Source organism: Pseudomonas sp. HN2-3 (genome assembly GCF_020691745.1).
Taxonomy (GTDB): Bacteria; Pseudomonadota; Gammaproteobacteria; order Pseudomonadales; family Pseudomonadaceae; genus Aquipseudomonas; species Aquipseudomonas capeferrum.
Genome location: NZ_CP085704.1, coordinates 5,582,426 through 5,606,094, shown reverse-complemented (window position 1 = coordinate 5,606,094; position 23,669 = coordinate 5,582,426). Strand labels below are relative to the sequence as shown.

At 64.1% G+C, this 23,669-nt stretch carries 27 protein-coding genes; 10 read left to right on the top strand and 17 right to left on the bottom strand.

From position 1 onward, the window contains the following. Positions 1–64: 64 nt before the first annotated feature. Genes LJX93_RS25390 through LJX93_RS25380 form a run of 3 tightly spaced genes read right to left on the bottom strand, consistent with a single transcriptional unit; the run spans position 65 to position 3,610 of the window. The gene (locus LJX93_RS25390; RefSeq protein ID WP_047582166.1) at positions 65–1,663 is read right to left on the bottom strand and encodes a GMC family oxidoreductase; all 1,599 of its coding nucleotides are present in this window, start codon (positions 1,661–1,663) and stop codon (positions 65–67) included. 20 nt (positions 1,664–1,683) lie between these two features. After that, positions 1,684–2,169: a hypothetical protein gene (locus LJX93_RS25385; protein ID WP_047582168.1), complete on the bottom strand. Its 486-nt coding sequence runs from the start codon at positions 2,167–2,169 to the stop codon at positions 1,684–1,686. Between the two features lie 10 nt (positions 2,170–2,179). Continuing rightward, positions 2,180–3,610 (bottom strand): coniferyl aldehyde dehydrogenase, encoded by a 1,431-nt coding sequence (locus LJX93_RS25380; RefSeq protein ID WP_156309937.1) that lies wholly within the window; start codon positions 3,608–3,610, stop codon positions 2,180–2,182. A gap of 151 nt (positions 3,611–3,761) precedes the next feature. Between LJX93_RS25380 and LJX93_RS25375 the strand changes: the two genes are divergently transcribed. Continuing rightward, positions 3,762–4,427, top strand: a complete 666-nt coding sequence (locus LJX93_RS25375; protein ID WP_033702040.1) for a TetR/AcrR family transcriptional regulator — start codon at positions 3,762–3,764, stop codon at positions 4,425–4,427. 35 nt (positions 4,428–4,462) lie between these two features. Next, positions 4,463–5,317 (top strand): sulfurtransferase, encoded by an 855-nt coding sequence (locus LJX93_RS25370; protein WP_095063909.1) that lies wholly within the window; start codon positions 4,463–4,465, stop codon positions 5,315–5,317. 12 nt (positions 5,318–5,329) lie between these two features. Here the strand turns inward: LJX93_RS25370 and LJX93_RS25365 are convergent, their stop codons facing one another. The 5 genes from LJX93_RS25365 to LJX93_RS25345 form a co-directional block, all read right to left on the bottom strand. Further along, the gene (locus LJX93_RS25365; protein WP_033702038.1) at positions 5,330–6,322 is read right to left on the bottom strand and encodes a hydrolase; all 993 of its coding nucleotides are present in this window, start codon (positions 6,320–6,322) and stop codon (positions 5,330–5,332) included. Between the two features lie 60 nt (positions 6,323–6,382). Beyond that, positions 6,383–6,622, bottom strand: coding sequence for a hypothetical protein (locus LJX93_RS25360; RefSeq protein ID WP_033702037.1), 240 nt, complete (start codon positions 6,620–6,622; stop codon positions 6,383–6,385). 107 nt (positions 6,623–6,729) lie between these two features. After that, the gene (rsmD, locus tag LJX93_RS25355) at positions 6,730–7,332 is read right to left on the bottom strand and encodes a 16S rRNA (guanine(966)-N(2))-methyltransferase RsmD (protein ID WP_047582174.1); all 603 of its coding nucleotides are present in this window, start codon (positions 7,330–7,332) and stop codon (positions 6,730–6,732) included. Beyond that, positions 7,332–8,822, bottom strand: a complete 1,491-nt coding sequence (locus tag LJX93_RS25350) for a M16 family metallopeptidase (RefSeq protein WP_095063907.1) — start codon at positions 8,820–8,822, stop codon at positions 7,332–7,334. Before LJX93_RS25350 ends, rsmD begins: the two co-directional genes overlap by 1 nt. Beyond that, entirely contained in the window at positions 8,815–10,170 is a 1,356-nt protein-coding gene (locus tag LJX93_RS25345; RefSeq protein WP_033702034.1) for a M16 family metallopeptidase, read from the bottom strand. The genes LJX93_RS25350 and LJX93_RS25345 overlap by 8 nt, the downstream gene beginning before the upstream one ends. A gap of 231 nt (positions 10,171–10,401) precedes the next feature. Here LJX93_RS25345 and ftsY point away from each other — a divergent pair, with 231 nt between their 5' ends. From ftsY to rpoH, 4 genes are all read left to right on the top strand, one after another. Then, the gene (gene ftsY, locus LJX93_RS25340; RefSeq protein ID WP_227696519.1) at positions 10,402–11,871 is read left to right on the top strand and encodes a signal recognition particle-docking protein FtsY; all 1,470 of its coding nucleotides are present in this window, start codon (positions 10,402–10,404) and stop codon (positions 11,869–11,871) included. Continuing rightward, positions 11,868–12,539, top strand: coding sequence for a cell division ATP-binding protein FtsE (gene ftsE / locus LJX93_RS25335; protein WP_027592328.1), 672 nt, complete (start codon positions 11,868–11,870; stop codon positions 12,537–12,539). Before ftsY ends, ftsE begins: the two co-directional genes overlap by 4 nt. After that, positions 12,536–13,558 (top strand): permease-like cell division protein FtsX, encoded by a 1,023-nt coding sequence (gene ftsX, locus LJX93_RS25330; protein ID WP_033702032.1) that lies wholly within the window; start codon positions 12,536–12,538, stop codon positions 13,556–13,558. The genes ftsE and ftsX overlap by 4 nt, the downstream gene beginning before the upstream one ends. Before the next feature lie 113 nt (positions 13,559–13,671). Then, complete coding sequence (gene rpoH, locus LJX93_RS25325; RefSeq protein WP_012312302.1) at positions 13,672–14,526, top strand: RNA polymerase sigma factor RpoH; 855 nt, start codon at positions 13,672–13,674, stop codon at positions 14,524–14,526. 87 nt (positions 14,527–14,613) lie between these two features. Here rpoH and mtgA read toward each other — a convergent pair whose 3' ends face one another. After that, positions 14,614–15,324: a monofunctional biosynthetic peptidoglycan transglycosylase gene (gene mtgA / locus LJX93_RS25320; RefSeq protein WP_033702031.1), complete on the bottom strand. Its 711-nt coding sequence runs from the start codon at positions 15,322–15,324 to the stop codon at positions 14,614–14,616. Between the two features lie 64 nt (positions 15,325–15,388). Here mtgA and LJX93_RS25315 point away from each other — a divergent pair, with 64 nt between their 5' ends. The 4 genes from LJX93_RS25315 (at position 15,389) to trmB (ending at position 17,644) form a co-directional block, all read left to right on the top strand. Next, complete coding sequence (locus LJX93_RS25315; protein ID WP_033702030.1) at positions 15,389–15,760, top strand: DUF423 domain-containing protein; 372 nt, start codon at positions 15,389–15,391, stop codon at positions 15,758–15,760. A 102-nt stretch (positions 15,761–15,862) separates the two neighbouring features. Further along, positions 15,863–16,063: a sulfur carrier protein ThiS gene (gene thiS, locus LJX93_RS25310; RefSeq protein WP_033702586.1), complete on the top strand. Its 201-nt coding sequence runs from the start codon at positions 15,863–15,865 to the stop codon at positions 16,061–16,063. Between the two features lie 54 nt (positions 16,064–16,117). Further along, a complete protein-coding gene (locus LJX93_RS25305) occupies positions 16,118–16,912 on the top strand; it encodes a thiazole synthase (protein ID WP_015272152.1) in 795 nt (264 codons plus the stop codon). 9 nt (positions 16,913–16,921) lie between these two features. Next, positions 16,922–17,644, top strand: a complete 723-nt coding sequence (gene trmB, locus LJX93_RS25300; protein WP_033702029.1) for a tRNA (guanosine(46)-N7)-methyltransferase TrmB — start codon at positions 16,922–16,924, stop codon at positions 17,642–17,644. A gap of 144 nt (positions 17,645–17,788) precedes the next feature. Here the strand turns inward: trmB and LJX93_RS25295 are convergent, their stop codons facing one another. The 8 genes from LJX93_RS25295 to proC form a co-directional block, all read right to left on the bottom strand. Next, positions 17,789–18,115, bottom strand: coding sequence for a DUF3392 domain-containing protein (locus LJX93_RS25295; RefSeq protein WP_033702028.1), 327 nt, complete (start codon positions 18,113–18,115; stop codon positions 17,789–17,791). Between the two features lie 9 nt (positions 18,116–18,124). Further along, positions 18,125–19,312 (bottom strand): radical SAM family heme chaperone HemW, encoded by a 1,188-nt coding sequence (gene hemW / locus LJX93_RS25290; protein WP_033702027.1) that lies wholly within the window; start codon positions 19,310–19,312, stop codon positions 18,125–18,127. Next, positions 19,309–19,905: an RdgB/HAM1 family non-canonical purine NTP pyrophosphatase gene (rdgB, locus tag LJX93_RS25285; RefSeq protein WP_033702026.1), complete on the bottom strand. Its 597-nt coding sequence runs from the start codon at positions 19,903–19,905 to the stop codon at positions 19,309–19,311. Before rdgB ends, hemW begins: the two co-directional genes overlap by 4 nt. Continuing rightward, on the bottom strand, positions 19,902–20,336 hold the full coding sequence (locus LJX93_RS25280; protein WP_033702024.1) for a DUF4426 domain-containing protein: 435 nt from the start codon (positions 20,334–20,336) through the stop codon (positions 19,902–19,904). The genes rdgB and LJX93_RS25280 overlap by 4 nt, the downstream gene beginning before the upstream one ends. A 22-nt stretch (positions 20,337–20,358) precedes the next feature. Further along, the gene (metW, locus tag LJX93_RS25275; RefSeq protein ID WP_033702023.1) at positions 20,359–20,979 is read right to left on the bottom strand and encodes a methionine biosynthesis protein MetW; all 621 of its coding nucleotides are present in this window, start codon (positions 20,977–20,979) and stop codon (positions 20,359–20,361) included. Between the two features lie 7 nt (positions 20,980–20,986). Further along, positions 20,987–22,126 carry a homoserine O-succinyltransferase MetX gene (gene metX / locus LJX93_RS25270; RefSeq protein WP_033702022.1) on the bottom strand — a complete coding sequence of 380 codons (1,140 nt, stop codon included), beginning with the start codon at positions 22,124–22,126 and terminating at the stop codon, positions 20,987–20,989. A gap of 100 nt (positions 22,127–22,226) precedes the next feature. Continuing rightward, on the bottom strand, positions 22,227–22,817 hold the full coding sequence (locus LJX93_RS25265; RefSeq protein ID WP_033702021.1) for a YggT family protein: 591 nt from the start codon (positions 22,815–22,817) through the stop codon (positions 22,227–22,229). Between the two features lie 10 nt (positions 22,818–22,827). Continuing rightward, positions 22,828–23,646, bottom strand: a complete 819-nt coding sequence (gene proC / locus LJX93_RS25260; RefSeq protein ID WP_047582185.1) for a pyrroline-5-carboxylate reductase — start codon at positions 23,644–23,646, stop codon at positions 22,828–22,830. Between the last annotated feature and the right edge of the window lie 23 nt (positions 23,647–23,669).

Sequence of the window (23,669 nt, the reverse complement as noted above, 5' to 3'; positions counted from 1 at the left end):
CGATTGCGCCCGGCCAAGTCGTGCGGCCGGCTGATGGCACTATAGACAGTGGGTGCATTTGTTGTCATGCGTTGTGTGCCAGGCGGGTGATCAGGGCATCGGTGAGCTTTGCGCTGAGGGCGTAAACCGATAATTGCGGGTTGGCGCCGATGCTGGTGGGGAACAGCGAGCCGTCGTGAATCGACAGGTTTTCCAGTTGGTGGTGCTGGCCCAAGCTGTTGCACACCGCCTGGCGCGGGTCTTCACCGAGGGCGCAGCCGCCCATCACATGGGCGCTGCCCAGGCGTGTGCGGTACGGCGCCAGTGACAGCTCGTCGATCATCGTCAGGGCTTCACTCAGGCTGCTGGCGTAGCGGGCATCGCCGTGCACCGGCAGTACCCGCGTGGCACCGGCGGCAAACTGGATGTGCGCCATGCTGCGGTAGGCGCGACGCAAACCGTCGCGCAGGTAATCGTTGACCGGGTAATCCAGCACCGGTGAGCCATCGCCGCGCAGCTCGACGGCGCCTCCCTGGCTTTGGGGGTGGAAGCCATCGCGCAGCAACGCCAGCATCACGTGGGTGTGCGGCAGCTCGGCCATGCGCTGGGCATTGTCGTTGCCATGCCCGCCCAGCAGGGTGCTGGCCAGGGCAGGGTGCAGAGGCGGCACTTCGAGTTTGTAGCCGATCGGGCCGTCGCTGCCGCCCACCCATTGAAAATGGTCGCTGTAGATCGATTGCGGGGCGCCGTAATAGGGGTCGATGCGTGCGTTGAAACGTGCCGCGCTGAAGTTGACCAGGTGCAGGAAAGTGCGTTTGCCCAGGCGCGCGTGCGGGTCGGGAGCGTTGGAGCGCAGCAACAGCGCCGGGCTGTTGATACCGCCTCCCGCCAAAATGTAGTGCCGGGCGCGCACGCTGATCTGCTTGCCGGTGGTGTTTATCCCGTTGGCGTCCAGGGCGCTGCACTGCAACCCGGCGATGCGTTCGCCGTCGTGCTCGAAGCGCTCTGCCCGGGCCAGGTACAGCAGCTCGCCACCGTGGTCGAGGGTGGCCGGTATGCTGGTCACCAGCATCGACTGCTTGGCATTGACCGGGCAGCCCATGCCGCAATAGCCAAGGTTCCAGCAACCGCGCACATTGCGCGGTATCACCGCCCAACGATAGCCGAGCTGTTCGCAGCCACGGCGCAGCACTTCGTTGTTGGCATTTGGCGGCAAGGCCCAGGGGCTGATGCCCAACTGCTGTTCGATGCGTTCGAACCAGGGGGCTAATGCTTCGTTGCTCAAACCGCTGACCTGGTGCTCCTGGGCCCAATGGGCCAGGGTCTGTGGCGGTGTGCGAAAGCTCGAAGTCCAGTTGACCAGCGTGGTGCCGCCCACGGCGCGGCCCTGCAGAATGGTGATGGCGCCATCCTTGCTCATCCGCCCCAAGCCCTCCTGATATAGGCTCGCGTAAGCTTCGCTCTCCAGCAGGTGGAAGTCGCTGCTGGTCTTCAGTGGGCCTTCTTCGATCAGCAATACCTTGAACCCGGCGGCGCTGAGCAACTGCGCACTGGTGGCGCCGCCCGCGCCGCTGCCGATCACGGCGATGTCCGCTTGCAGGGTCAGATCATTCGCCAGGCGCGAGCCGTCGTGGGTGATCCAGCCGCGTTCGAGGCCTTGGCGAAACGGGTCGATTACAGGCATTGGCGGTGCTCTTGTTGTGGTCAGATCTTCGGTGGCCCTGGGTAGCCGCAGGCCGCCCAGGCTTCCGGGCGTTCGTACCAGGCCATCAGCAGCAGTTGCAGCAGCGACGCATGGCCCATGCGCAGCAGGTTCAGCGAGCTGCCCTGCCAGCGTTGCAGAAACGCGTTGATCTGCTCGGCGCTGGCTTGCTGCCAGGCGCCCCAGATACCGGTCAGGGGGCCACGGGTCAGCGGCAGGCTGAGCACGTCGAACAATTGCCGGGTGAGCTTGAGCATCTCTGGCGACAGCGCCGCCAGTTTGTGATCAAGGCTGTGCAGCACCAGCCCATCGACGGCCTGGGTGCCGGCAAGCACCACCGGGATCAGCGCGCTCAGCAGGGGCAGGTCGTCGTCGCGCAGTGCCCGATAGCCGGTTGCGGGCGACTGCGCCGTGCAGCCGACCAGGCTGGTGGTGGCGAGGAAGGCACTGGCTCCCAGGCTGAAACGGAGCAGGTCGCGGCGCTGCATGGGCCAGGGCTCAGCGGATGAACAGCTTGTAGACCAGGCGCTGCAAGGCCTTGCCGTAAGGCGGGTAGATCAGCCGGGCAGCGTTCAGGCGTTGCTTGGCCAGCACCGCCTTGGCTTTGCTGAAGGTCAGGAAGCCGTCGTGGCCGTGGTAGTGCCCCATCCCGGAAGGCCCTATGCCGCCAAAGGGCAGGTCGTCCTGGGCGACATGCAGCAGGGTGTCGTTCAGGCACACGCCACCGGAGTGGGTGTGGCGCAGTACATGCTCCTGCTCGCTGCGCTCGTAGCCGAAGTAGTAGAGGGCCAGGGGGCGTGGGCGCTGGTTGATGTAGGCCAAGGCTTGGTCGAGGGTGTCATAGGGCACCAGCGGCAACAGCGGGCCGAAAATTTCGTCCTGCATCACCTGCATGCCATCGTTCACCCCTAGCAGCAGGTGAGGGGGCAGGCGTCGCCCCTGGCGGGGTTCGCCAGGGTACAGGTCGAGCACCTCGGCGCCTTGGTCGCGGGCGTCGTCCAGCAGGTGCTGCAGGCGCTGCAGCTGCCGCGGGTTGATGATGGCGGTGTAGTCGGGGTTGTCGGCGATATGTGGGTACAGGCGGCGAACGGCGAGCTGGTAGGCGTCACTGAAGGCCTGCAGCCGTTCGCGCGGCACCAGCACGTAATCGGGGGCTACGCAGGTCTGGCCGGCGTTCAGGGTCTTGCCGAAGGCAATGCGCTCGGCCGCGCTGTCCAGCGGCACGCTGGCCGAGACGATGGCCGGCGATTTGCCGCCCAGTTCCAGGGTCACCGGGGTCAGGTTGTGGGCCGCAGCCAGCATGACCTGGCGGCCCACGCTGGTAGCGCCGGTGAACAGCAGGTGGTCGAACGGCAGGCGAGCAAAAGCCTGGCCAACCTCGACCTCACCCAGCACCACACTGACCAGGTCTTCGGGGTACACGCGCGCCAGCAACTGCTTGAGTGCCTGGGCACTGGCCGGCGTTGCTTCGCTGAGCTTTAGCATGACCCGGTTGCCCGCTGCCAGGGCGCAGGTCAGCGGGCCGATGGCGAGAAACAACGGGTAGTTCCACGGCACGATGATGCCGACGACCCCCAAGGGTTGGTAGTGCACCTGCCCGCTGGCGGGCTGGAAGGCCAGGCCTACGCGGCGCCGGCTGGGGCGCATCCAGCGTTGCAAATGCCTTTCGGCGTGTCGCAGGCCCTGGATCGAGGGCAGCAGTTCAGCCAGCAAGGTCTCGTCGGCACTACGCCCGTCAAAGTCCTGGTCGATGGCTTCGATCAGTTGCGCCTGGCCCACCAGTAGTGCCTCGCGCAGGCTCTTCAGCCACTGGCGGCGCTGCGCCGCCGGTGGCGTGGGGTTGCCGGCAAAAGCCTGGCGTTGAGCGGCGAACCTCGCCGTCAGGTCGAGGTCGGAATGCACAGGAGGCAAGGCAACGGGCGAGGTCATATCGGCGCGAGTCCGGGCGAGGGAGTTGCTAGAGCCTATACTCTAATCGGTACCATGGTGCGAATTTTTCCTGGGGTTCGAGCGGTGCATTCCACAGCGGATAAGCCGTAAGATGACCCTTTGACCAAGGCCCGCAGACTGGGAGCTGAGCATGGCCCCGCGCATGAAGACCCGAGAGCGCATCGTGCAGAACAGCCTGGAGCTGTTCAACCAGCAGGGCGAACGTAGCGTCAGCACCAACCATATTGCCGCGCACATGGAAATCTCGCCCGGCAACCTCTATTACCACTTCCCCAACAAGCAGGCGATCATCGCCCTGTTGTTCAGCCAGTACGAAGCGCTGGTGGACAGTTTTCTGCGCCCGCCTCAAGGGCGAGCCGCAACGGTGGAAGACAAGCGTTTCTACCTCAAGGCCCTGCTCGCGGCGATGTGGAACTACCGCTTCCTGCACCGCGACCTGGAACACCTGCTGGACAGCGACCCCGAGCTGGCCGCGCGCTATCGGCGGTTTTCCGAGCGCTGCCTGCGCCAGGGCCAGGCGATCTACCGGGGCTTTGTCGACGCGGGGATCCTGGCCATGGCGCCGGCGCAGATCGAGTCGCTGACCATCAACGCCTGGATCGTGCTGACGTCATGGGTGCGTTTTCTCAGCACCACGCGTGAGCACTCCGCGCACCTGGGTGAAGAAGCCTTCAAGCGCGGCGTCTATCAGGTACTGGTGCTGGAGCTCGGCTTCGTCACCGTTGACGCCCGCAATGCCGTGGACGCGCTGTGCCAGGAATTCCATGTACCGTTCAACCAGGCCCTGGAACTGTAAACCAGGGCACGAGTGCCATCGATCAGGAGATAGTCATGCCCCTTGCGCAATTGATCACCCCGCAACAGTTGGCCGAGCGTCTGGGCTCGCCCGATCTGGTGATTCTCGACTGCCGCTTTGCCCTCGAGGATGTGGACTATGGCCAACGCAGCTATGCCGAGGGGCATATTGCCGGGGCCCACTTCGCCGACCTTGAGCGCGACCTCAGTGGCCCGGTAAGCAAGGGACGCACGGGGCGCCACCCATTACCGGATGCGGGGCGGCTGGTTGAGCGCCTGCGCGAGTGGGGGCTGGACGATGACAGCCAGGTGGTGCTCTACGACGACGGCCCCGGTGCATTTGCCGCCCGCGCCTGGTGGTTGCTGGCCTGGCTGGGCAAGCGCAGTGGCGTGTCGATCCTCGATGGCGGCCTCAAGGCATGGCATGCAGCGCACCTGCCGTTGAGCCTGGACCCACCCCCCAAGTACAAGGGTACGTTCACAGGTGAGCCGGATAACACGTTGCTGATCGATGCCGAGCACTTGGCCAAGCACCTGGGCGATGCGGGGCTGACGTTGATCGACGCCAGAGGCTTGCCGCGCTTTCGCGGTGAAGTCGAGCCGATCGACCCGGTTGCTGGGCACATTCCTGGTGCGCAGTGCGCGGCGTTTACCGACAACCTGGGGGCCGACGGGCGTTTTCTACCGGCCGACGCACTCAAGCAACGGTTTGCCGAAAAGTTGGCGGGGCGCTCGCCAGAGCAGTTGGTGGCCTACTGCGGATCGGGGGTGACGGCTTGCCACAATCTGTTTGCCCTGGCACTGGCGGGCTATCCGCTGGGGCGGCTGTATGCAGGGTCGTGGAGCGAGTGGATCAATGATCCGGCGCGTGGGGTGGCGACCGGGGATTGACCCGGGCTGCTGCTACGCGCCTTCTACCAGCCACTGCGGAATCCGCCGTTCCAGGTAATACCCCGGGTTGCGCAGGCTGCCATCGACAAAACCCACATGGCCACCGCGATTGTGCAGTTCAAACTGCGTCTGCGCTGCCAGTTCGCTGGCCAAGGGCAAGCTGTGGCTGGACACGAATGGATCGTCGCTGGCGTGGATGATCAGGGTCGGCGTGCGGTTCTCGCCCAAGAAGAAGCGGCTCGATGAGCGGCGGTAGTAGTCGTGCGCATCGTTGAAACCATTGAGCGGCGCAGTGACCCTGCCGTCGAAGTCCCAGAAGGTGCGCAGTTTGGTCAGGGGCCCGAGCCGTTGCAGGGCTGCTAGCCGCTCGTGTTCGCCCTTCTCATGGAAGTGGCGCTGCTTGAGCTGTACATAGGCCAGCATCTCGCGCATGAAATGGGCCTGGTAGACCTTCGAAAAACCCTGGCCGATACGGTCGGCACACTGGTCCAGGCGAAACGGCACCGACACCGCGACCGCAGCCTCCAGCTGGCTGGCCGAGCCGCTTTCGCCCAGGTATTTGAGCAGCACATTGCCACCCAACGAATAACCCACAGCATAAAGTGGCGCCAATGGGCGCTGGGCGCGCAGGTGCGCGACGATTTCTGCCAGGTCCTCGCTGGCGCCGGAGTGGTAGCTGCGCGGCAGCAGGTTCGGCTCGCCCGAACAACCGCGCCAGTTCACCGCCACGCTTGCCCAGCCGCGGCCCTGCAGGGCTTGCTGCAAGCCTTTGACGTAAGGCGAGTGGGAAGACCCGGTCAGCCCGTGCAGCACCAGCACCAGCGGCGCATCCGCCTGGTGCGGGCCATGCCAGTCGAGGTCGATGAAATCGCCATCGGCCAGCCACAGCCGTTCGCGGTCGCGCTCCAGCGCTGGCAGCTTGCGCCAGAGCGGGCCCCACAAGGTTTGCAGGTGCGGATTGGACAGGCCGACGGCCGGGCGAAAATGGGCAGTGAGGCTGGGCATGCTGGGCGACTCGTGATGTGCCTGCCTAGAGTGCCATGAAACGCTGCCCCTGTACCTGCGCTATTGGTCGAGAGCCGGCAGCGGTTGTTGGTTCACCAGCGGGCCGACGCTGACAAGCACCTGGCGCGTCTGGTCGAACCTGCGTTGCATGACTTCGCGGACCACCTCCGGGGTTAGCTGGGTCAAGCGCTCGATGTAGGTATTCAGGTGGTCATCCGCTTGCCGCTGATAGGTGGTATTGGTGAGTAGCGCGGCCAGGCTGTTGTTCCTGGCAACACCGCGCAACGGGTGTTCGGACATGACGCAAGTGCTCCTGCAAGAAACGAAGGAGCAGCTTCAGCCATGGCGCCGGTTACTGTGCTGTAACTAATTACGCCAACACGGTAAACCGGCGTGCAGTCGGGCGGTCAGCCGCGCTGCCAAAGCGCGTAATGCACCTGGCCGGTCTTTTTCTCGCGGTGCAGGCGCCAGTTACCGGGCATTTGCAAGGCCGAGGGCGCGGTCTCGCTTTCGGTGTAGATCCACGCCTGTTCACGCAGCCACTGGTTCTGCTCCAGCAGGTTGCAGGTGTTGGCCAGCAGGTCCTGATGGAAAGGCGGGTCGAGGAACACGACGTCGAACTGCTGCTTGGCCGGGTTTTGCAGGTAGCGCAGCGCGTCGGTCTGCAGGATCTGCCCGCGTGGGCAGCGCAGCAGCTCGAGGTTGTCCTTGAGGTTGCTGATGGCGGCTGGATTGCTGTCCAGGGCCACGGCATCTTCGGCGCCGCGAGACAAGGCTTCGAGCACCAGAGCACCGCTGCCGGTAAAGGCATCCAGCACCCGGGCGCCTTCGATGTAAGGCGCAAGCCAGTTGAACACGGTTTCGCGCACGCGGTCAGGCGTTGGCCGCAGGCCGTCGCCTTCAGGCACCGCCAGGCGGCGGCTGCGCCACTCGCCGGCGATGATGCGCAGGTGGCCCTGGCCCTTGCTTTGGCCCGTTTGAGGGCGGGCGGGAGGGGTGGATCTTGGCATTAGTGCTCCGGTACGCCGGGCGGTTGCTCGGCGGGCTTGTCAGTGGGGGCTGGCAGCGGTTTTTGCGGCACCTTGGGGCCAGCGGTGACGATCACCAGTTTATCGGCTGACAGATGTTTGTTCATGGCGGCCTTGACCTGTTCGACGGTAAGGGCCTGGGACTGCTGCATGAAGTCCTCGAGCCAGGTCAGCGGCAGGTTGTAGAAGCCGATGGCCCCCAGTTGGCCGACGATACTGGCGTTGCTGGCATTGGACAGCGGGAAGCTGCCGGCCAGCTCGCGCTTGGCGTCGTCCAGCTCTTGCTGGGTCGGGCCGCTTTTCAGGTAGTCGGCAAGAATGTCCTGGACCAGCTTGAGTGTGCCTTCGCTGAGTTCGGCGCGGGTTTGCAGGTTGATCATGAACGGGCCGCGCACCTGCATCGGGCTGAACACCGAGTAGACGCCGTAGGTGAGGCCGCGCTTTTCACGTACTTCACTCATCAGGCGGGTGCCGAACGCGCCACCGCCAAGGATCTGGTTGCCCAGCGACAGGGCTGGCCAGTCTGGGTCCTGACGGTCGATACCCAGTTCAGCCAGCATCAGGTGGGTCTGTTTGGACGGGAAGTCAATGTGGGTCAGGCCCGCCTTGGGCTCAGCGGGCTGGGCCGGTGCCGCCAGCGCCGGGCCCTTGGGCAGGCCGGCGGAAACCTGGGCGGCAATGGCTTCGGCTTCGGCGCGGCTGAGGTCGCCGACCAGGGCGATGACCGCATTGCCGGCGGTGTAGGCCTTGGCATGGAAGGCGCGCAGCTGTGCCAGGGTGATACCGTTGATGCTTTCGGCGGTGCCGTCGCTCGGGTGAGCGTAGGGATGGTCGCCGTAGAGCTTGCCGAACAGCGCCTTGCCAGCGATCTTGCCGGGGTTCTGCTTCTCGTATTCGAAGCCGGCCAGCATCTGGTTCTTGATGCGCTTGAGGGCGTCCTCCGGGAACGTGGGCTTGCCGGCGACCTCGGCGAACAGTTTGAGCGCCGGTTCGCGCTTGTCCTGGGTGCTCAGGCTGCGCAGCGAGGCCACGGCCATGTCGCGGTACGAGCCGTTGCCGAAGTCTGCGCCGAGGCCTTCGAAGCCTTCGGCAATGGCGGTCACGTCCTTGCCTGCCACGCCCTCGTTGAGCATGGCGTTGGTCAAGGCGGCCAGGCCTGGCGTGGCGCCGTCCTGGCTGCTACCGGCGGCGAATGTGACGCGCAGGTCGAACATCGGCAGTTCGCGGGCTTCGACGAACAGCACCCGGGCGCCTTCGGCGGTGGTCCAGTTCTGGATGTTCAGCTGGCGCCGGCTGGGCGCCTTGCCATCCAGCTCGGCCAGTGACTGCAGGGTATTGGCCGGGCGGGCCGCAGTGCTGTCGGCCTTCGGCGCGTTGTCGGCCAGGGCCGGGGCCGCCAGCACTGCCGCCAGCGTAAGGGCGCGGATGCCCGTAGCCAGCAGGGTGAGGCGTGGTGCGCGACGATCACTCATGAGCGGACTCCTCGGGCAGTACATGGGCAACGCTCAGGCGTTCGCGGGTGAAGTAGGTGCGCGCAGCGTTCTGGATGTCTTGCGGGGTCACGCGCTTGAGCTCGTCCAGTTCGCTGTCGATCAGCTTCCAGGACAGGCCCACGGTCTCCAGCTGGCCGATGGTGGTGGCTTGGCTGCTGATGGAGTCGCGATCGTAGACCAGGCCGGCGATCACCTGGGCGCGCACGCGTTCGAGCTCCTCGGCGCTAGGGGGCGTGGTCTTGAGCTCTTCGAGCAGTTGCCAGATGCCCTTTTCCACGTCTGCCAGGGTTTTCTGCTTCTGCACGTTCGGCGTGGCCGAGATCAGGAACAGGCTGTCACCACGGGTGAAGGCGTTGTAGCTGGACGACGCCCCGGCCACCAGCTCCTGACCGCGCTCCAGGCGGGCCGGCATGCGGGCACTGTAGCCGCCGTCGAGCAAGGCCGAGATCAGGCGCAGGGCGTGCACCGTGCTCGGCTCCTGGGTGGTCGCCAGGCCGGGTACGTTGAAGCCGTAGATCAGGCTTGGCAACTGCGTGCGCACGTGCAGGGTCAGTTGGCGCTGGCCTGGCTCGGCCAGCTCCAGCGGCAGCTTGGCTGGCGGGACCGCGCGTTTGGGAATGCCGGCGAAGTACTTTTGCGCCAGGCCCTTGACCTCGTCGACGGTGACATCGCCGACCACCACCAGGGTGGCGTTGTTGGGCGCGTACCAGGATTCGTACCAGTGCCGCAGCTCCTCGACCTTCATGCGTTCGAGGTCGGCCATCCAGCCGATGGTCGGGGTGTGATAGCCACTGGCCGGGTAGGCCATGGCGCGGAACAGCTCGAATGCTTTCGAGTTGGGCTGATCATCGGTGCGCAGGCGGCGCTCTTCCTTGATCACTTCGATTTCGCGGCTGAACTCGTCGGCGGGCAGGCGTAGGCTGGCCAGGCGGTCGGCTTCGAGTTCCAGGGCCACTGGCAGGCGGTCGCGGGCCAGCACCTGGTAGTAGGCCGTGTAATCGTCGCTGGTGAAGGCGTTTTCTTCGGCGCCCAGGTCCCGCAGGATGCGCGAGCCCTCGCCGGGGCCGACTTTGGCGCTACCCTTGAACATCATGTGTTCCAGGGCGTGGGACAGGCCGGTCTGGCCCGGGGTCTCGTAGCTGGAGCCAACCTTGTACCAGATCTGCGAGACCACGACCGGTGCGCGGTGGTCTTCGCGCACGATCACCTTGAGGCCATTGTCGAGGATGAATTCGTGAGTCGGTTGCACATCGGCGGCGAAGGCCGCGAGCGGCAGGCAGAGCGTGCCGAGCAACAGGCCAGCGGCGCGGCGGGCTAGAGCATTCATACGGTGTTTAACCTGTTCGGCGGCCCGCAGGGTTTAGCGTCGGCGGGCCAGGAGGTGCTAGGATACTGATCCGGTTGCCTGGCGACCATGCCTGTCGCCGTTCTGGCCCGCAGGACACTAAGACAAAACGTTGCGCATGAACCAGCCGGCTTCAAGATAGTCTGTTCTGCGTATAGAGAATTCCCGATGCGCCATTGCTGGCGCATCGCTACCCTGAGATAGCCGTCCTCCATGTTTGGTTCCAACGACGACAAAAAAGCGCCGGCCGAGTCTGGCGAAAAGAAAGGCCTGTTCAGCTGGTTTCGCAAGAAGCCGCAGCAACCTGTCGCCGAACAGCCGCAAACGCCCGAGCCACAGTCTGCTGAACCGGTAGCGCCGCAGCCTGCCGTCGAGCTGCCTGAAGCGCCGCCGCTCGCGCCTTTGGCCCCGGTTGCTCCCGAGGTGCCTCAGCCTGCGCTGCCGCCTGCTGCCTTCAAGGCCCCCGAGCCCGAGCAGCCAGCGGCAGGTGCGGGCTTGCCCGCGAATCCGCAAGCCGCCACACCGGTCGAAAGCCCTTCGCCGCTGGTGCAAGCCCCTGAAGCCCCGGTAGTTCGCGGCGCAGAACCGCCTGTCAGCAACCTGGTGCTGCCGGTCGCCGAAGAGCCCGTGGCCCTGGTGCCGGACCTGGAGCCTATCGCCCCGCCAGCGATCCCTGAACGCCCGGTAGTCGCAGCGCCTGCCCCGGTCGAAGCTGAACCGGTTGCCGTACCGGTCGCCACCGAACAGTCCAAGCCCGGCTTCTTCGCCCGCCTCAAGCAAGGCCTGTCCAAGACCAGTGCCAGCATCGGCGAAGGCATGGCCAGCCTGTTCATGGGCAAGAAGGTTATCGATGATGACCTGCTCGACGAGATCGAAACCCGCCTGCTGACCGCCGACGTCGGCGTCGAAGCGACCTCGGCCATTGTCCAGAACCTGACCCAGAAGGTTGCCCGCAAGCAACTGGCCGATGCCGATGCGTTGTACAAGTCGCTGCAGGAAGAACTGGCCGCGCTGCTGCGCCCGGTCGAGCAGCCGCTGAAGGTCCAGGCGCAGAACAAGCCCTACGTGATCCTGGTGGTCGGCGTGAACGGCGCTGGCAAGACCACCACCATCGGCAAGATGGCCAAGAAGCTGCAGTTGGAGGGCAAGAAGGTCATGCTGGCCGCGGGCGACACTTTCCGCGCTGCGGCCGTTGAGCAGTTGCAGGTCTGGGGCGAGCGTAACCAGATCCCGGTGATCGCCCAGCACACCGGTGCCGACTCCGCCTCGGTGATCTTCGATGCCGTGCAGGCCGCCAAGGCCCGTGGCGTCGATGTGCTGATCGCCGACACGGCCGGCCGTCTGCACACCAAGGACAACTTGATGGAAGAGCTGAAGAAGGTTCGCCGGGTCATCGGCAAGCTCGACGCCGAGGCGCCTCACGAGGTGCTGCTGGTGCTCGACGCCGGTACCGGCCAGAACGCCATCAGCCAGGCCAAGTACTTCAACCAGAGCGTCGAGCTGACTGGCCTGGCGCTGACCAAGCTGGACGGCACCGCCAAGGGCGGGGTGATCTTCGCCCTGGCCAAGCAATTCAGCATCCCGATCCGTTTCATCGGTGTCGGCGAAGGTATCGACGACCTGCGCACCTTTGAAGCCGAGCCGTTCGTCAAGGCGCTGTTCGCCGAGCGAGAGCATCCATGATCCGATTCGAACAGGTCGCCAAGCGCTATCCCAATGGCCATGTAGGCTTGCATGAGCTGAGTTTCCGGGCGCGCCGGGGCGAATTCCTGTTCGTCACCGGGCACTCGGGTGCCGGTAAGAGCACTTTGTTGCGTTTGCTGCTGGCCATGGAACGCCCGACCAGCGGCAAGCTGCTGCTGGCAGGGCAGGACCTGGGCCAGATCAGCAATGCGCAGATCCCCTTCCTGCGTCGGCAGATCGGTGTGGTGTTCCAGAACCACCAGTTGCTGTTCGATCGCACGGTGTTCAACAACATCGCCTTGCCGCTGCAGATCCTCGGTTTGTCCAAGGCCGAGATCACCAAACGCGTGGATTCGGCGCTGGAGCGTGTGTCGCTGGCCGACAAGGGCGAGCTGTTCCCGGCGGACCTGTCCACGGGGCAGCAGCAGCGGGTGGGTATTGCGCGGGCCATCGTCCATCAGCCAGCCCTGTTGCTGGCCGACGAACCCACCGGCAACCTTGACCCGCGCCTGGCCGCGGAGATCATGGGCGTGTTCGAGGACATCAACCGCCTGGGCACCACGGTATTGATCGCCAGCCACGACCTGGCACTGATCGCGCGCATGCGCCACCGCATGCTGACGCTGCAGCGCGGCCGTCTGATCGGCGATGGGGAGGCCGGGCAATGAGCACTACACGTACGCCGAAGGTTTCCGAGCGGGTTGCGCCGAAACCCGCTGACCCGCAGCCTGGAAAGAAAAAACGCGACGACGATGACGGCCCGGACTTTCGCACCTTGCTGCATGCCTGGCTGGAGAGCCACCGGGCAAGCATGGCCGACAGCTTGCGTCGCCTCGGCAAGCAGCCGATCGGCAGCTTCTTTACCTGCCTGGTCATGGCCGTGGCCTTGAGCATGCCCATGGGCCTGTCGTTGCTGCTGAAGAACGTCGAGAAGCTCGGCGGGTCCTGGCAGCGCGCCGCGCAGATTTCGCTATACCTGAAGCTTGACGCTGGCAGCAAGGAAGGCGAGGCCCTGCGTGACGAGATCAAGCGCATGCCCGGGGTGGCCGATGCGTTGTATGTCAGCCGCGACCAGGCGCTGGAAGAGTTCCAGCAGCAGTCCGGGCTGGGCGAGGCCTTGCGTGAACTCCCCGAAAACCCGCTGCCTGGCGTGGTGGTGGTGACCCCGAGCGAGGTCGATAAGCCCGCGCTGGAGGCATTACGTCAGCGCCTATCGGAGCTGCCCAAGGTCGAAGTGGCACAGCTGGACTTGGTATGGGTCGAACGCCTGGCGGCGATCCTCAAGTTGGGTGACCGCTTTGTCTTCGGGTTGGCGGTCATGCTGATTTCTGCGTTGCTGTTAGTAATCGGTAACACAATTCGTCTACATATTGAAAACCGCCGCACCGAGATCGAAGTCATCAAGCTGGTAGGCGGCACCGACAGCTACGTGCGCCGGCCTTTCCTGTACATGGGTGCCTTGTACGGCCTGGGTGCGGGTTTCTTGGCCTGGGGTATCCTGGCGTTCGGCCTGAACTGGCTGAACCAGGCGGTTGTCGGGCTGTCCGGCTTGTACGGCAGTGACTTCGCCCTTGGCGGCGTGCCGGCGTCCGATGGTCTGTCGCTCTTGATCGGAGCGGTGCTGTTAGGGTATATCGGTGCATGGATCGCGGTCGCTCGCCACTTGAACGAGCTAGCGCCTCGATAGTTTTTCCCGTGCCAGCATTGACTTTATTACCGTTTTGGGAACTTGTTCATCGGTTTCCGGTCAATGTTGGCAGTGCCCACAAGGCGCGAGTCTAGTAAGTCGGAGGTTCTTGAATGACCACATCGTTGCAACCTGCCTATGCCTTGGTACCCGGTGCAAACCTGGAAGCCTATGTGCACACGGTCAACAGCATCCCGCTGCTGACGGTCGAGCAGGAGCGTGATCTGGCCGAGCGTCTCTATTATGAGCAGGATCTTGAGGCCGCTCGGCAAATGGTGATGGCCCACCTGCGTTTCGTCGTACATATCGCCCGTAGCTATGCAGGCTATGGCCTGGCCCAGGCCGACCTGATTCAGGAAGGCAACGTCGGCTTGATGAAGGCCGTCAAGCGCTTCAACCCTGAGATGGGGGTGCGCCTGGTGTCCTTTGCCGTGCACTGGATCAAGGCAGAAATCCACGAATTCATCCTGCGTAACTGGCGCATCGTCAAGGTGGCTACCACCAAGGCCCAGCGCAAACTGTTCTTCAACCTGCGCAGCCAGAAGAAGCGTCTGGCCTGGCTGAACAACGATGAAGTCCATCGCGTGGCTGAAAGCCTTGGCGTTGAACCCCGTGAAGTGCGTGAGATGGAAAGCCGGCTGAGTGGTCAGGACATGGCCTTTGACCCGGCGGCGGAAGCCGACGACGACAGCGCTTTCCAGTCGCCAGCGCATTATCTGGAAGACCACCGCTACGATCCGGCGGTACAGCTGGAGGATGCCGACTGGAGTGACAACTCCACCAGCAACCTGCACGAAGCGTTGCAAGGCCTGGACGAGCGTAGCCGTGACATCCTCTACCAGCGCTGGTTGGCTGAAGAGAAGGCGACCTTGCACGAGCTGGCGGACAAGTACAGCGTTTCGGCCGAGCGTATTCGGCAGTTGGAAAAGAACGCAATGAACAAGGTCAAGGCGTTGATCGCGGCCTGATTCGCGCCTTGCTGGATGAAAAGCCGTGCCCTGTGAGGGGTGCGGCTTTTTTATGGGCTTCTGGGGCTGCACTGCAGCCCCGGATAATCAGAGTTTGCGCGAGGCATCCAGCTGCATCAGGTAGCTAGGCCCGCCCAGCTGGCTCATCTGCCGCCGGATCCAACCCGCCCGATTGGCCACATAGGCGCTGGGCCGGCTGGCGCTCCACTTGATCGGGCTGGGCAGCACGGCAGCCAACTGCGCGGCCTGCTGGCGGCTGAGGCGGCTGGCATCGACACCGAAGTGGTAGCGCGCGGCAGCCTGGGCGCCAAACACCCCATTGCCCCATTCGGCGCTGTTGAGGTAAACCTCGAGGATCCGCTCTTTCGACCAGAACAGCTCGATCAGCGCGGTAAACCACGCCTCCAGGCCCTTGCGGAACCAGCTGCGGCCCGACCACAGGAACAGGTTCTTGGCCACCTGTTGGGTCAAGGTACTGGCCCCACGAATGTTGCCACCACGTTCGTTATAAGCCAGCGCTGCCTGAATGGCCGGGATGTCAAAGCCCCAATGGCTGGCGAACTTCTGGTCTTCACCGGCAATGACCGCCACCTTCAGGTCATCGGCGATGTTCTCCCACGGTTGCCAGTCGCGCTGCAGGTCGATTGGCTCGCCACTCACCCAGGACTGCACCTTGCGCTCGGCCATCAACGCCGTGCCGGGTGGCGGTACCCAGCGAAACACCAGCACCAGCACGATACTGCCGGCAGCGAACCAGAGCAGGGCGCGGGTGAGGCGGCGGATAAGGGATGGCAGCATGTCGATGGCTTGGCCGGGCAGGTGGAAGGGGCCATTATACAGACCCGATAGTAGGAGTCCTCCCATGCTTCGCAGCTTCCTGATGCTTGCCGCCTTTTTCGGCTTTACCGGTGTGGCCTTGGGCGCATTTGCCGCGCACGGGCTGAAAAACCGCCTTACGGCAGATTACCTGGCCATCTTTCATACCGGGGTTACCTACCAACTGGTGCATGCCCTGGCGATTTTCGGTGTTGCCGTGCTTGCGGCGCACTTGCCTGGGCGCCTGGTCGGCTGGGCCGGCGGTCTGTTCGCGCTGGGTATCGTACTGTTCTCCGGTAGCCTGTACCTGCTGACCCTGACGGGTGTAAGCAAGCTCGGCATCATCACGCCCATTGGCGGGCTGTGCTTCCTGGCCGGTTGGTTGTGCCTGGGCCTGGCAGCCTGGCGGCTGGGCTGACCGAGCGGTCCACAATCGCGACTAATGGCGTGCACCGCCCTTGGGTTCAAGGGTTGTTCAGCGCTAGAATGCGGGCCCCAAAGAACAACGGTGGCCGTGCGCATGCGCATTCAACTGAACGGTGAACCTTACGAACTGCCCGCTGGCGAAAGCGTCGCGGCCCTGCTGACCCGCCTGGAACTCACCGGGCGCCGGGTAGCCGTGGAACTGAACCTGGACATCGTGCCGCGTAGCCTGCATGACAGCACGCAGCTGAACGACGGCGACCAGGTCGAAGTGGTCCACGCCATCGGCGGCGGCTGATTACAGCTCGGCGGTTCACATGCAAGCCCAGTAACCTTTTCCCGAGGAACAACGATGAGCAACGTTCGTAGCGACAAGCCCTTTACCCTGGCCGGGCGCACTTTCCAGTCGCGCCTGCTGGTCGGCACCGGCAAATACCGTGACATGGAAGAAACCCGCCTGGCCATCGAGGCCTCGGGTGCCGAGATCGTCACCGTCGCTGTGCGTCGTACCAACATCGGCCAGAACCCGGGCGAGCCGAACCTGCTCGACGTACTGCCGCCAGACCGTTACACCATCCTGCCGAACACCGCTGGCTGCTACGACGCGGTCGAAGCCGTGCGCACCTGCCGCCTGGCCCGTGAACTGCTCGATGGCCACAACCTGGTCAAGCTGGAAGTCCTGGCCGACCAGAAGACGTTGTTCCCCAACGTGATCGAGACCCTCAAGGCCGCTGAAGTACTGGTCAAGGACGGTTTCGACGTGATGGTATACACCAGCGACGACCCGATCATCGCCCGTCAGCTGGCCGAAGTCGGCTGCATTGCGGTCATGCCGCTGGCAGGCCTGATCGGTACCGGCCTGGGCATCTGCAACCCCTACAACCTGCAGATCATCCTGGAAGAATCCAAGGTGCCGGTGCTGGTCGATGCCGGCGTGGGTACCGCCTCCGATGCCACCATCGCCATGGAAATGGGTTGCGAGGCGGTGCTGATGAACTCGGCCATCGCCCACGCCCAGCAACCGGTGCTGATGGCCGAAGCCATGAAGCACGCCATCGTGGCAGGTCGCATGGCCTACCTGGCCGGCCGCATGCCGAAGAAACTCTATGCCAGCGCCTCTTCGCCGCTGGATGGTCTGATCAAGTAAGAGCTCCTGATGACTGAATCGCAAGAAACGCCGACCACCGCCGAAGGCGAAGAGCGCCCACACCGCCGTATCAAGAGTTTCGTGATGCGCGCCGGTCGCATGACCGAAGGCCAGCAACGCGGCCTGGACCAGGGTGGCCCACAGTTCATCCTGCCCCTGGCCGACAGCCCGGTGGACTACGACCAGGTGTTCGGCCGCGCTGCGCCGCGCACCCTGGAGATCGGTTTCGGTATGGGCCACTCCCTGCTGGAGATGGCGGCTGCCGCCCCTGAACTGGACTTCATCGGTGTCGAAGTACACCGTCCGGGTGTTGGCGCGCTGCTCAATGGCGTGTTGACCCAGGGCCTGAAGAACCTGCGGGTGTACGATTGCGATGCCATCGAAGTGCTGAACCGCTGCGTGGCCGACAACAGCCTCGACCGGCTGATGCTGTTCTTCCCGGACCCTTGGCACAAGGCACGCCATCACAAACGCCGCATCGTCCAGCTGGAGTTCGCCGAGCTGGTGCGCCGCAAGCTCAAGCCCGGTGGCGTGTTCCACATGGCGACCGACTGGGAGCCGTATGCCGAGTACATGCTGGAAGTGATGAGCGCTGCGCCGGGTTACCGTAACCAGGCGGCGGACGGCGCCTATGTGCCGCGTCCGCAAGAGCGGCCGATCACCAAGTTCGAGCGCCGTGGTGAGCGCTTGGGGCATGGCGTTTGGGATTTGAAGTTCGAAAAGGTGGATTGATCAGCTGATTTAGCCGATTGAACCGCAGCGCTTGCAGAAATGCAGGCAAAAAAAAACCGCCTTGAGAGAGGCGGCTTTTTTTTATGAAAGCGAGAGGACGGAGTCTCCGCTTCCACAGAGTAGATGCAGCTCTGCAGGCGTAAATCAACCCCGCCGATCAGCCACCACGCCGATCAACACCAGCACCACCAGCAGCACCGGTGCCAGCGCATAGTTATTGAACTGGCTCAGCCCTTTCACCACCCATGGCGTGGCATAGATCAGCGCCGCACCGCTGCCGATCATCACCAGCAAGGCCATCACTGGCACGCGCAGCGCGCCCGCCAAGCTGCCGATGCGTTGCTCGGCCCAGGCTTTGATATCGGTGCCGAACAGCACCAGCAGGCAGCCTACCAAGGCCAGCGAAATCTCCGACAGGTTGCTGCGGCTCCAGCGGGAAACCGTCGCGAGCAGATCAAGTACCAGATCCATGGGTCATCCTTAGGTCAAGAAATACTGCAGCAGGTCATTGAGGAACAACTGGCCGCGTGGCGTGGCCACCAATCGATCCGGTTCGACCTGCAAAAGGCCTTTTTGTTCGGCGGCACGCCGTGCCTCGACCAGCTGTGCCAGCGGCAGGCCGGTGCGCAGGGTAAACAGTTCGGCTTCCACGCCATCGGTCAGGCGCAAGGCATTCATCAGGAATTCGAAGGGCAATTCTTCGGCCGGCAGCAGCTTTTCACCGGCCTTGAACGGCTTGGCCAGGTTCAGGTAGTCCTTGGGCAGGCGGGTTTTCCAGGTGCGCAGGATGCGCCCGTCGGCGAGGGTCAGCTTGCCGTGGGCGCCGGCACCGATACCGATGAAATCACCAAAGCGCCAGTAGTTGAGGTTGTGCTTGGCTGCACGGCCTGGCTGGGCATAGGCGGAAACCTCGTACTGGCGGTAGCCGTGCTCGGCCATCAGCGCCTGCCCCGCCTCCTGGATGTCCCAGAGGATGTCGTCTTCGGGCAGCTCGGGGGGCTGGTTCCAGAACACCGTGTTGGGCTCTACGGTCAGCTGGTACCAGGACAAGTGGGTTGGCCCCAGCTCGATGGCTTGGCGCAGGTCACCCAGGGCATCGTCCAGCGACTGCTCGGGCAGGCCGTGCATCAAGTCCATGTTGAAGTTGTCGAACCCTGCGGCGCGGGCCATGCCCGCAGCGCGGATTGCTTCGTCGCCATTGTGAATGCGCCCGAGCGCCTCGAGTTTGGCGGGCTGGAAGCTTTGCACGCCGATGGACAGGCGGTTGATGCCGGTTTGCCGGTACGCCTTGAATTTCTCCTGCTCGAACGTGCCTGGGTTGGCCTCCAGGGTGATTTCGATGTCTGGTGCGAACGGGATGCGCTGTTCAACACCGCGCAGCAGGCGGCCGAGCGCATTGGCGCTGAACAGGCTCGGCGTGCCGCCACCGAAGAAGATCGAGCTGATCGGGCGCCCCTGCACGGCTACAAGCTCTTGATCGAGGTCGGTCAGCAGGGCGTCGACGTACGCCTCTTCAGGCAGCTCGGGGCCAGCCGCGTGGGAGTTGAAGTCGCAATAAGGGCACTTGCGCACGCACCACGGGATGTGGATGTACAACGCCAAGGGCGGCAGCACGGCGAAACCCGCCGCCCCCCTCGGGAACGGCTGGGTGGACAACGTTTCGATCATGCCAGGCCCAGGCGTTGACGCAGCAGGGCCATGGCGCGGGCGCGGTGGCTGAGCTGGTTCTTGTCGACCGGGGCGAGGTCCGCGCTCGAGCAATTGCGCTCCGGTACCCAGAACAGCGGGTCGTAGCCAAAGCCGTGCTCGCCGCTGGCTTCGAACATGATGCGCCCGTGCCACAGGCCTTCGCACAGGATTGGCAGTGGGTCGTCGGCGTGACGCACCAGCGCCAGCACACAGACGAACTGCGCGCCACGCTCAGCCTCAGGCACCTCTTTCAAGGCCTCCAGCAGCTTGGCATTGTTCGCCGCATCACCCTTGCCATCGGCATAGCGTGCGGAGTAGATGCCCGGCGCACCACCCAGGTAGTCGACTGCCAGGCCCGAGTCGTCGGCCAGTGCCGGCAGGCCAGAGATGCGCGCGGCATTGCGTGCCTTGAGAATGGCGTTCTCGACGAACGACAGGCCGGTTTCCTCTGGCTCGACCTGGCTGAATTCGCCGATCGAGCGCAGCTGTACGGAGGCTCCGAGCATGGCCTGGAGTTCCTTGAGTTTGCCGGCATTGTGGCTGGCCAATACGAGTTGCTGGAAATTCATCATTCGCCTGGGAACACTTCCTGGTTGAAGCTGAGAGAGTTACTGATGCCGCCGGTTTCGACATTGAGGTCGAAGGTCACGGTTTCGGGCTGTTCGATCTTGAACTGGGCGATGTAGTACACCGCGCCCTGTTCGTTGATCTGCTTGAAGGACAGCGGGCTACTGCGCCCGGTCAGGTCCTTCACCGTGCCGCTGACGACCGCCATGGCCGGCTTGTTGGCCTTGAGCACGGCAATGTTGAGCACGCCCTGGTTCTTGCTGCGCACCAGGCCCGTGGCTGCGGCCACCTCTGGTGTCAGCATGCTCGAGGTGAACGCGCTGTAGTGTACCGTCACGTCGCCAAACACTTCCTTGCGCTCGGGACGGGCGGCATCGGCAGCCAGTACGGGCAGGGCCAGGCACAGGCTGATCAGGAACAGGGTCAGGCGACGCATGGTGCGATTCCTCCAGTGGGCGTCAAACCGCGAGCTGGTGCTCCTGCAGGCCAGGGCTGCTGACGCGATAGATGCCGATCTCACCTAGAAGATTAGGCCATAGCCGGCCGCCCCACCCATTACGGTGCAAGTGGTCGACGGCCAGGCGGTCAAGGACCTTGGCATGGCGCTCGTGGCACAGCTCTTCGAAGTCGGCGAAGGTGCAGAAGTGGATGTTCGGCGTGTTGTACCAGGTATACGGCATGAAGTCCGAAACCGGCATGCGGCCTTTGGTCGCCAGGTACCAACGGCAGCGCCAGTGGCCGAAGTTGGGGAAGGTGATGATGCATTGACGGCCCACGCGCAGCATCTCGTCGAGGATGCGGTCGGGGTACTCCACGGCCTGCAGGGCCTGGGTCATGATCACCACGTCGAAGCTGTTGCTGGCGAAGTTGCCCAGGCCCTGGTCCAGGTCCTGCTCGATGACGTTGACGCCCTTGGCCACGCACGCGGCGATGTTGTCGGGGTCGATCTCCAGGCCGTAACCGGTGACCTGCTTGCGGTCACGCAGCGAGGCCAGCAGTTCGCCACTGCCGCAGCCCAGGTCGAGTACCCGGCTGCCGGCGGGAATCCAGTCGTGGATGATTTCCAGATCGGCTCTCATGCTGTCCTCAGATGGCGATGCGGTTCATGTAGTTCGAGAAACCCTGCATGTAGCGAGGTGTGGGGATCAGGAAGGCATCGTGCCCGTAGGGCGAGTCGATCTCCAGGTAACAGACGTTCTTGCGTGCGGCCATCAGTGCGTCGACGATCTCGCGGGAACGTGCCGGCGAGAAGCGCCAGTCGGTGGTGAACGACATGATGCAGTAGTCTGCCGTGACGCCGGCGAGGGTGGCGGCAAGGTCGCCCCCGTGGGCCGCCGCGGGGTCGAAGTAATCCAGCGCCTTGGTCATCAGCAGGTAGGTATTGGCGTCGAAACGGCCGGAAAACTCCTCGCCCTGATAGCGCAGGTAGCTTTCGACCTGGAACTCGACGCTGTGGAAGTCGTAGTTGAGCTTGTCGCTCTTGAGCTCACGGCCGAATTTTTCACCCATCGAATCATCGGACAGGTAGGTGATATGGCCCACCATGCGCGCCAACATCAACCCGCGCTTGGGGATCACGCCCTGGTCCTGGAAAGAACCACCGTGGAATTCCGGGTCGGTGAGGATGGCCTGGCGGGCCACTTCGTTGAAGGCGATGTTCTGCGCCGACAGCTTGGGCGCCGAGGCGATATCGACGCAGTGCCGCACCCGGTCGGGGTAGGTGATGGTCCATTGCAGCGCCTGCATGCCGCCGAGGCTTCCGCCCACGATCGCGGCCCACTGGCCAATGCCCAGGCGGTCGGCCAGGCGCACCTGGCTGTGCACCCAGTCTTCCACGGTCAGCACCGGGAAGTCGGCACCATAGGGCTTGCCGGTGGCCGGGTTGAGGCTGCTGGGGCCGGTGCTGCCATTGCAGCCGCCGAGGTTGTTCAGGCTGACCACGAAGAAACGGTTGGTGTCGATCGGCTTGCCGGGGCCGATGCAGCTGTCCCACCAACCTGGCTTGCGGTCGGTTTCGGCATGGTAGCCCGCGGCATGGTGGTGGCCGGACAAGGCATGGCAGATCAGCACGGCATTGCTCGCGCTGGCGTTCAGGGTGCCATAGGTCTCATAGACCAGCTCGTAGCTGGCCAGGGAGCGGCCACAGGCCAGTGCCAGCGGCTCTTCGAACCGGGCTGTTTGCGGTGTAACCAGACCGACGGAATCTTCGGGAAGGACAGTGGACATCGACCCTGCTCACGCTTGACGGAGGCGTAAGTCTAAAGAGCGCTACCCCCTGCGGCAAGCAATGGCTTGCCGCAGAAGGCGCCGATGGCCAAGGAGGGTGTCAGATCATCCGCCACAGCTCTTGCGGCATGCCCGCATAGGCGGCAAGCGGAGGCATGACGAACGACTGAATGACCTGAATGGCCAGGAAGGCGAAGATCGGCGAGATGTCCATGCCGCCCAGGTTTGGCACCAGGCGACGGAACGGAGCCAGTACCGGTTCGCTGATCTGGTACGCAAGCTCAGCAGCCGGGTTGTGGCTGTTGGGTGCGACCCACGAGACGATCACCATGACGATCATCGCGACCCAGAAGATCTTCAGGAACAGCGAGGTGATGCCGATGATGGCCCACATCAACAGGTGCAGCACATCACCGAAGGTGCCATAGGTGACCATCAGCACGAAGGCCATCAGCAGCGCCTGAATGATCACCGCCAGCAGCAGGGACGAGGTGTCCAGGCCGCCGATGCTGGGGATGACGCGGCGGATCGGCTTGAGCAGCGGCTGGGTGGCGCGCACCGTGAACTGGCACAGCGGGTTGTAGAAGTTGGCCTTGACCAGTTGCAGTACGAAGCGCAACAGGACGATCACCAGGTACAGGCTGACCAGGGTTTGCACCACGAAAATCGCGGCGCCTGACAGTGCATTCATCTAGAGCTCCTTATTTGCCCAGTTGTTCGGCCAGCTCGGCGGACCGCGTCGCTGCGGCCTGCAGCGCCTGCTCGACGATGGCTTCGAAGCCGCTGGCCTGGAACGACTTGATCGCAGCTTCGGTGGTGCCGGCTGGCGAGGTGACGCGGCGGCGCAGTTCGGCAGCGTCTACATCGCTGGCAACGGCCATGCGCGCAGCGCCCAAAGCGGTCTGCAGGGTCAGCTGGGAGGCGGTTTCGCGGGGCAGGCCGAGTTTTTCGCCGGCGGCGGTCATGGCCTCGATCAACAGGAAGAAGTACGCCGGGCCGCTGCCGGAAACGGCGGTCACAGCGTCCAGTTGCTGCTCTTGATCAAGCCACAGGGCGGTGCCCACGGCAGACAGCAGTTGCTCGGCCTGCTGGCGTTGTGCCGTGCTGACTTGCTCGGTGGCATACAGGCCGCTGACGCCTTGGCGCAGCAACGCTGGCGTGTTGGGCATGCAGCGCACCACCGGGCGTGGGCCAATCCAGCTTTGCAGGCTGGCGCAGGTGATGCCGGCGGCGATGGAAACGATCAGTTGGCCTTCCTGCAGGTGGGCTTGCAGGGCCTGGCAGACGTCCTTCATGACCTGCGGCTTGACCGCCAGCACGATCACGTCGGCACCGGCGATTGCCTGGGCGTTGTCTTCGAAGGTTTCGATGCCGTGCTCGGCCTGGATGCGGGTGCGGGTCTCGGCGCCCGGGTCGCTGGCGCGGATCTGCGAAGCCTCCAGGCCCTGGGCACGCAGGCCGCCGATCAGGCTGGCGGCCATGTTGCCGGCGCCGATAAAGGCAATACGTGTCTTGCTCATGTCAGGTCCTTGTGGGAAAGAGT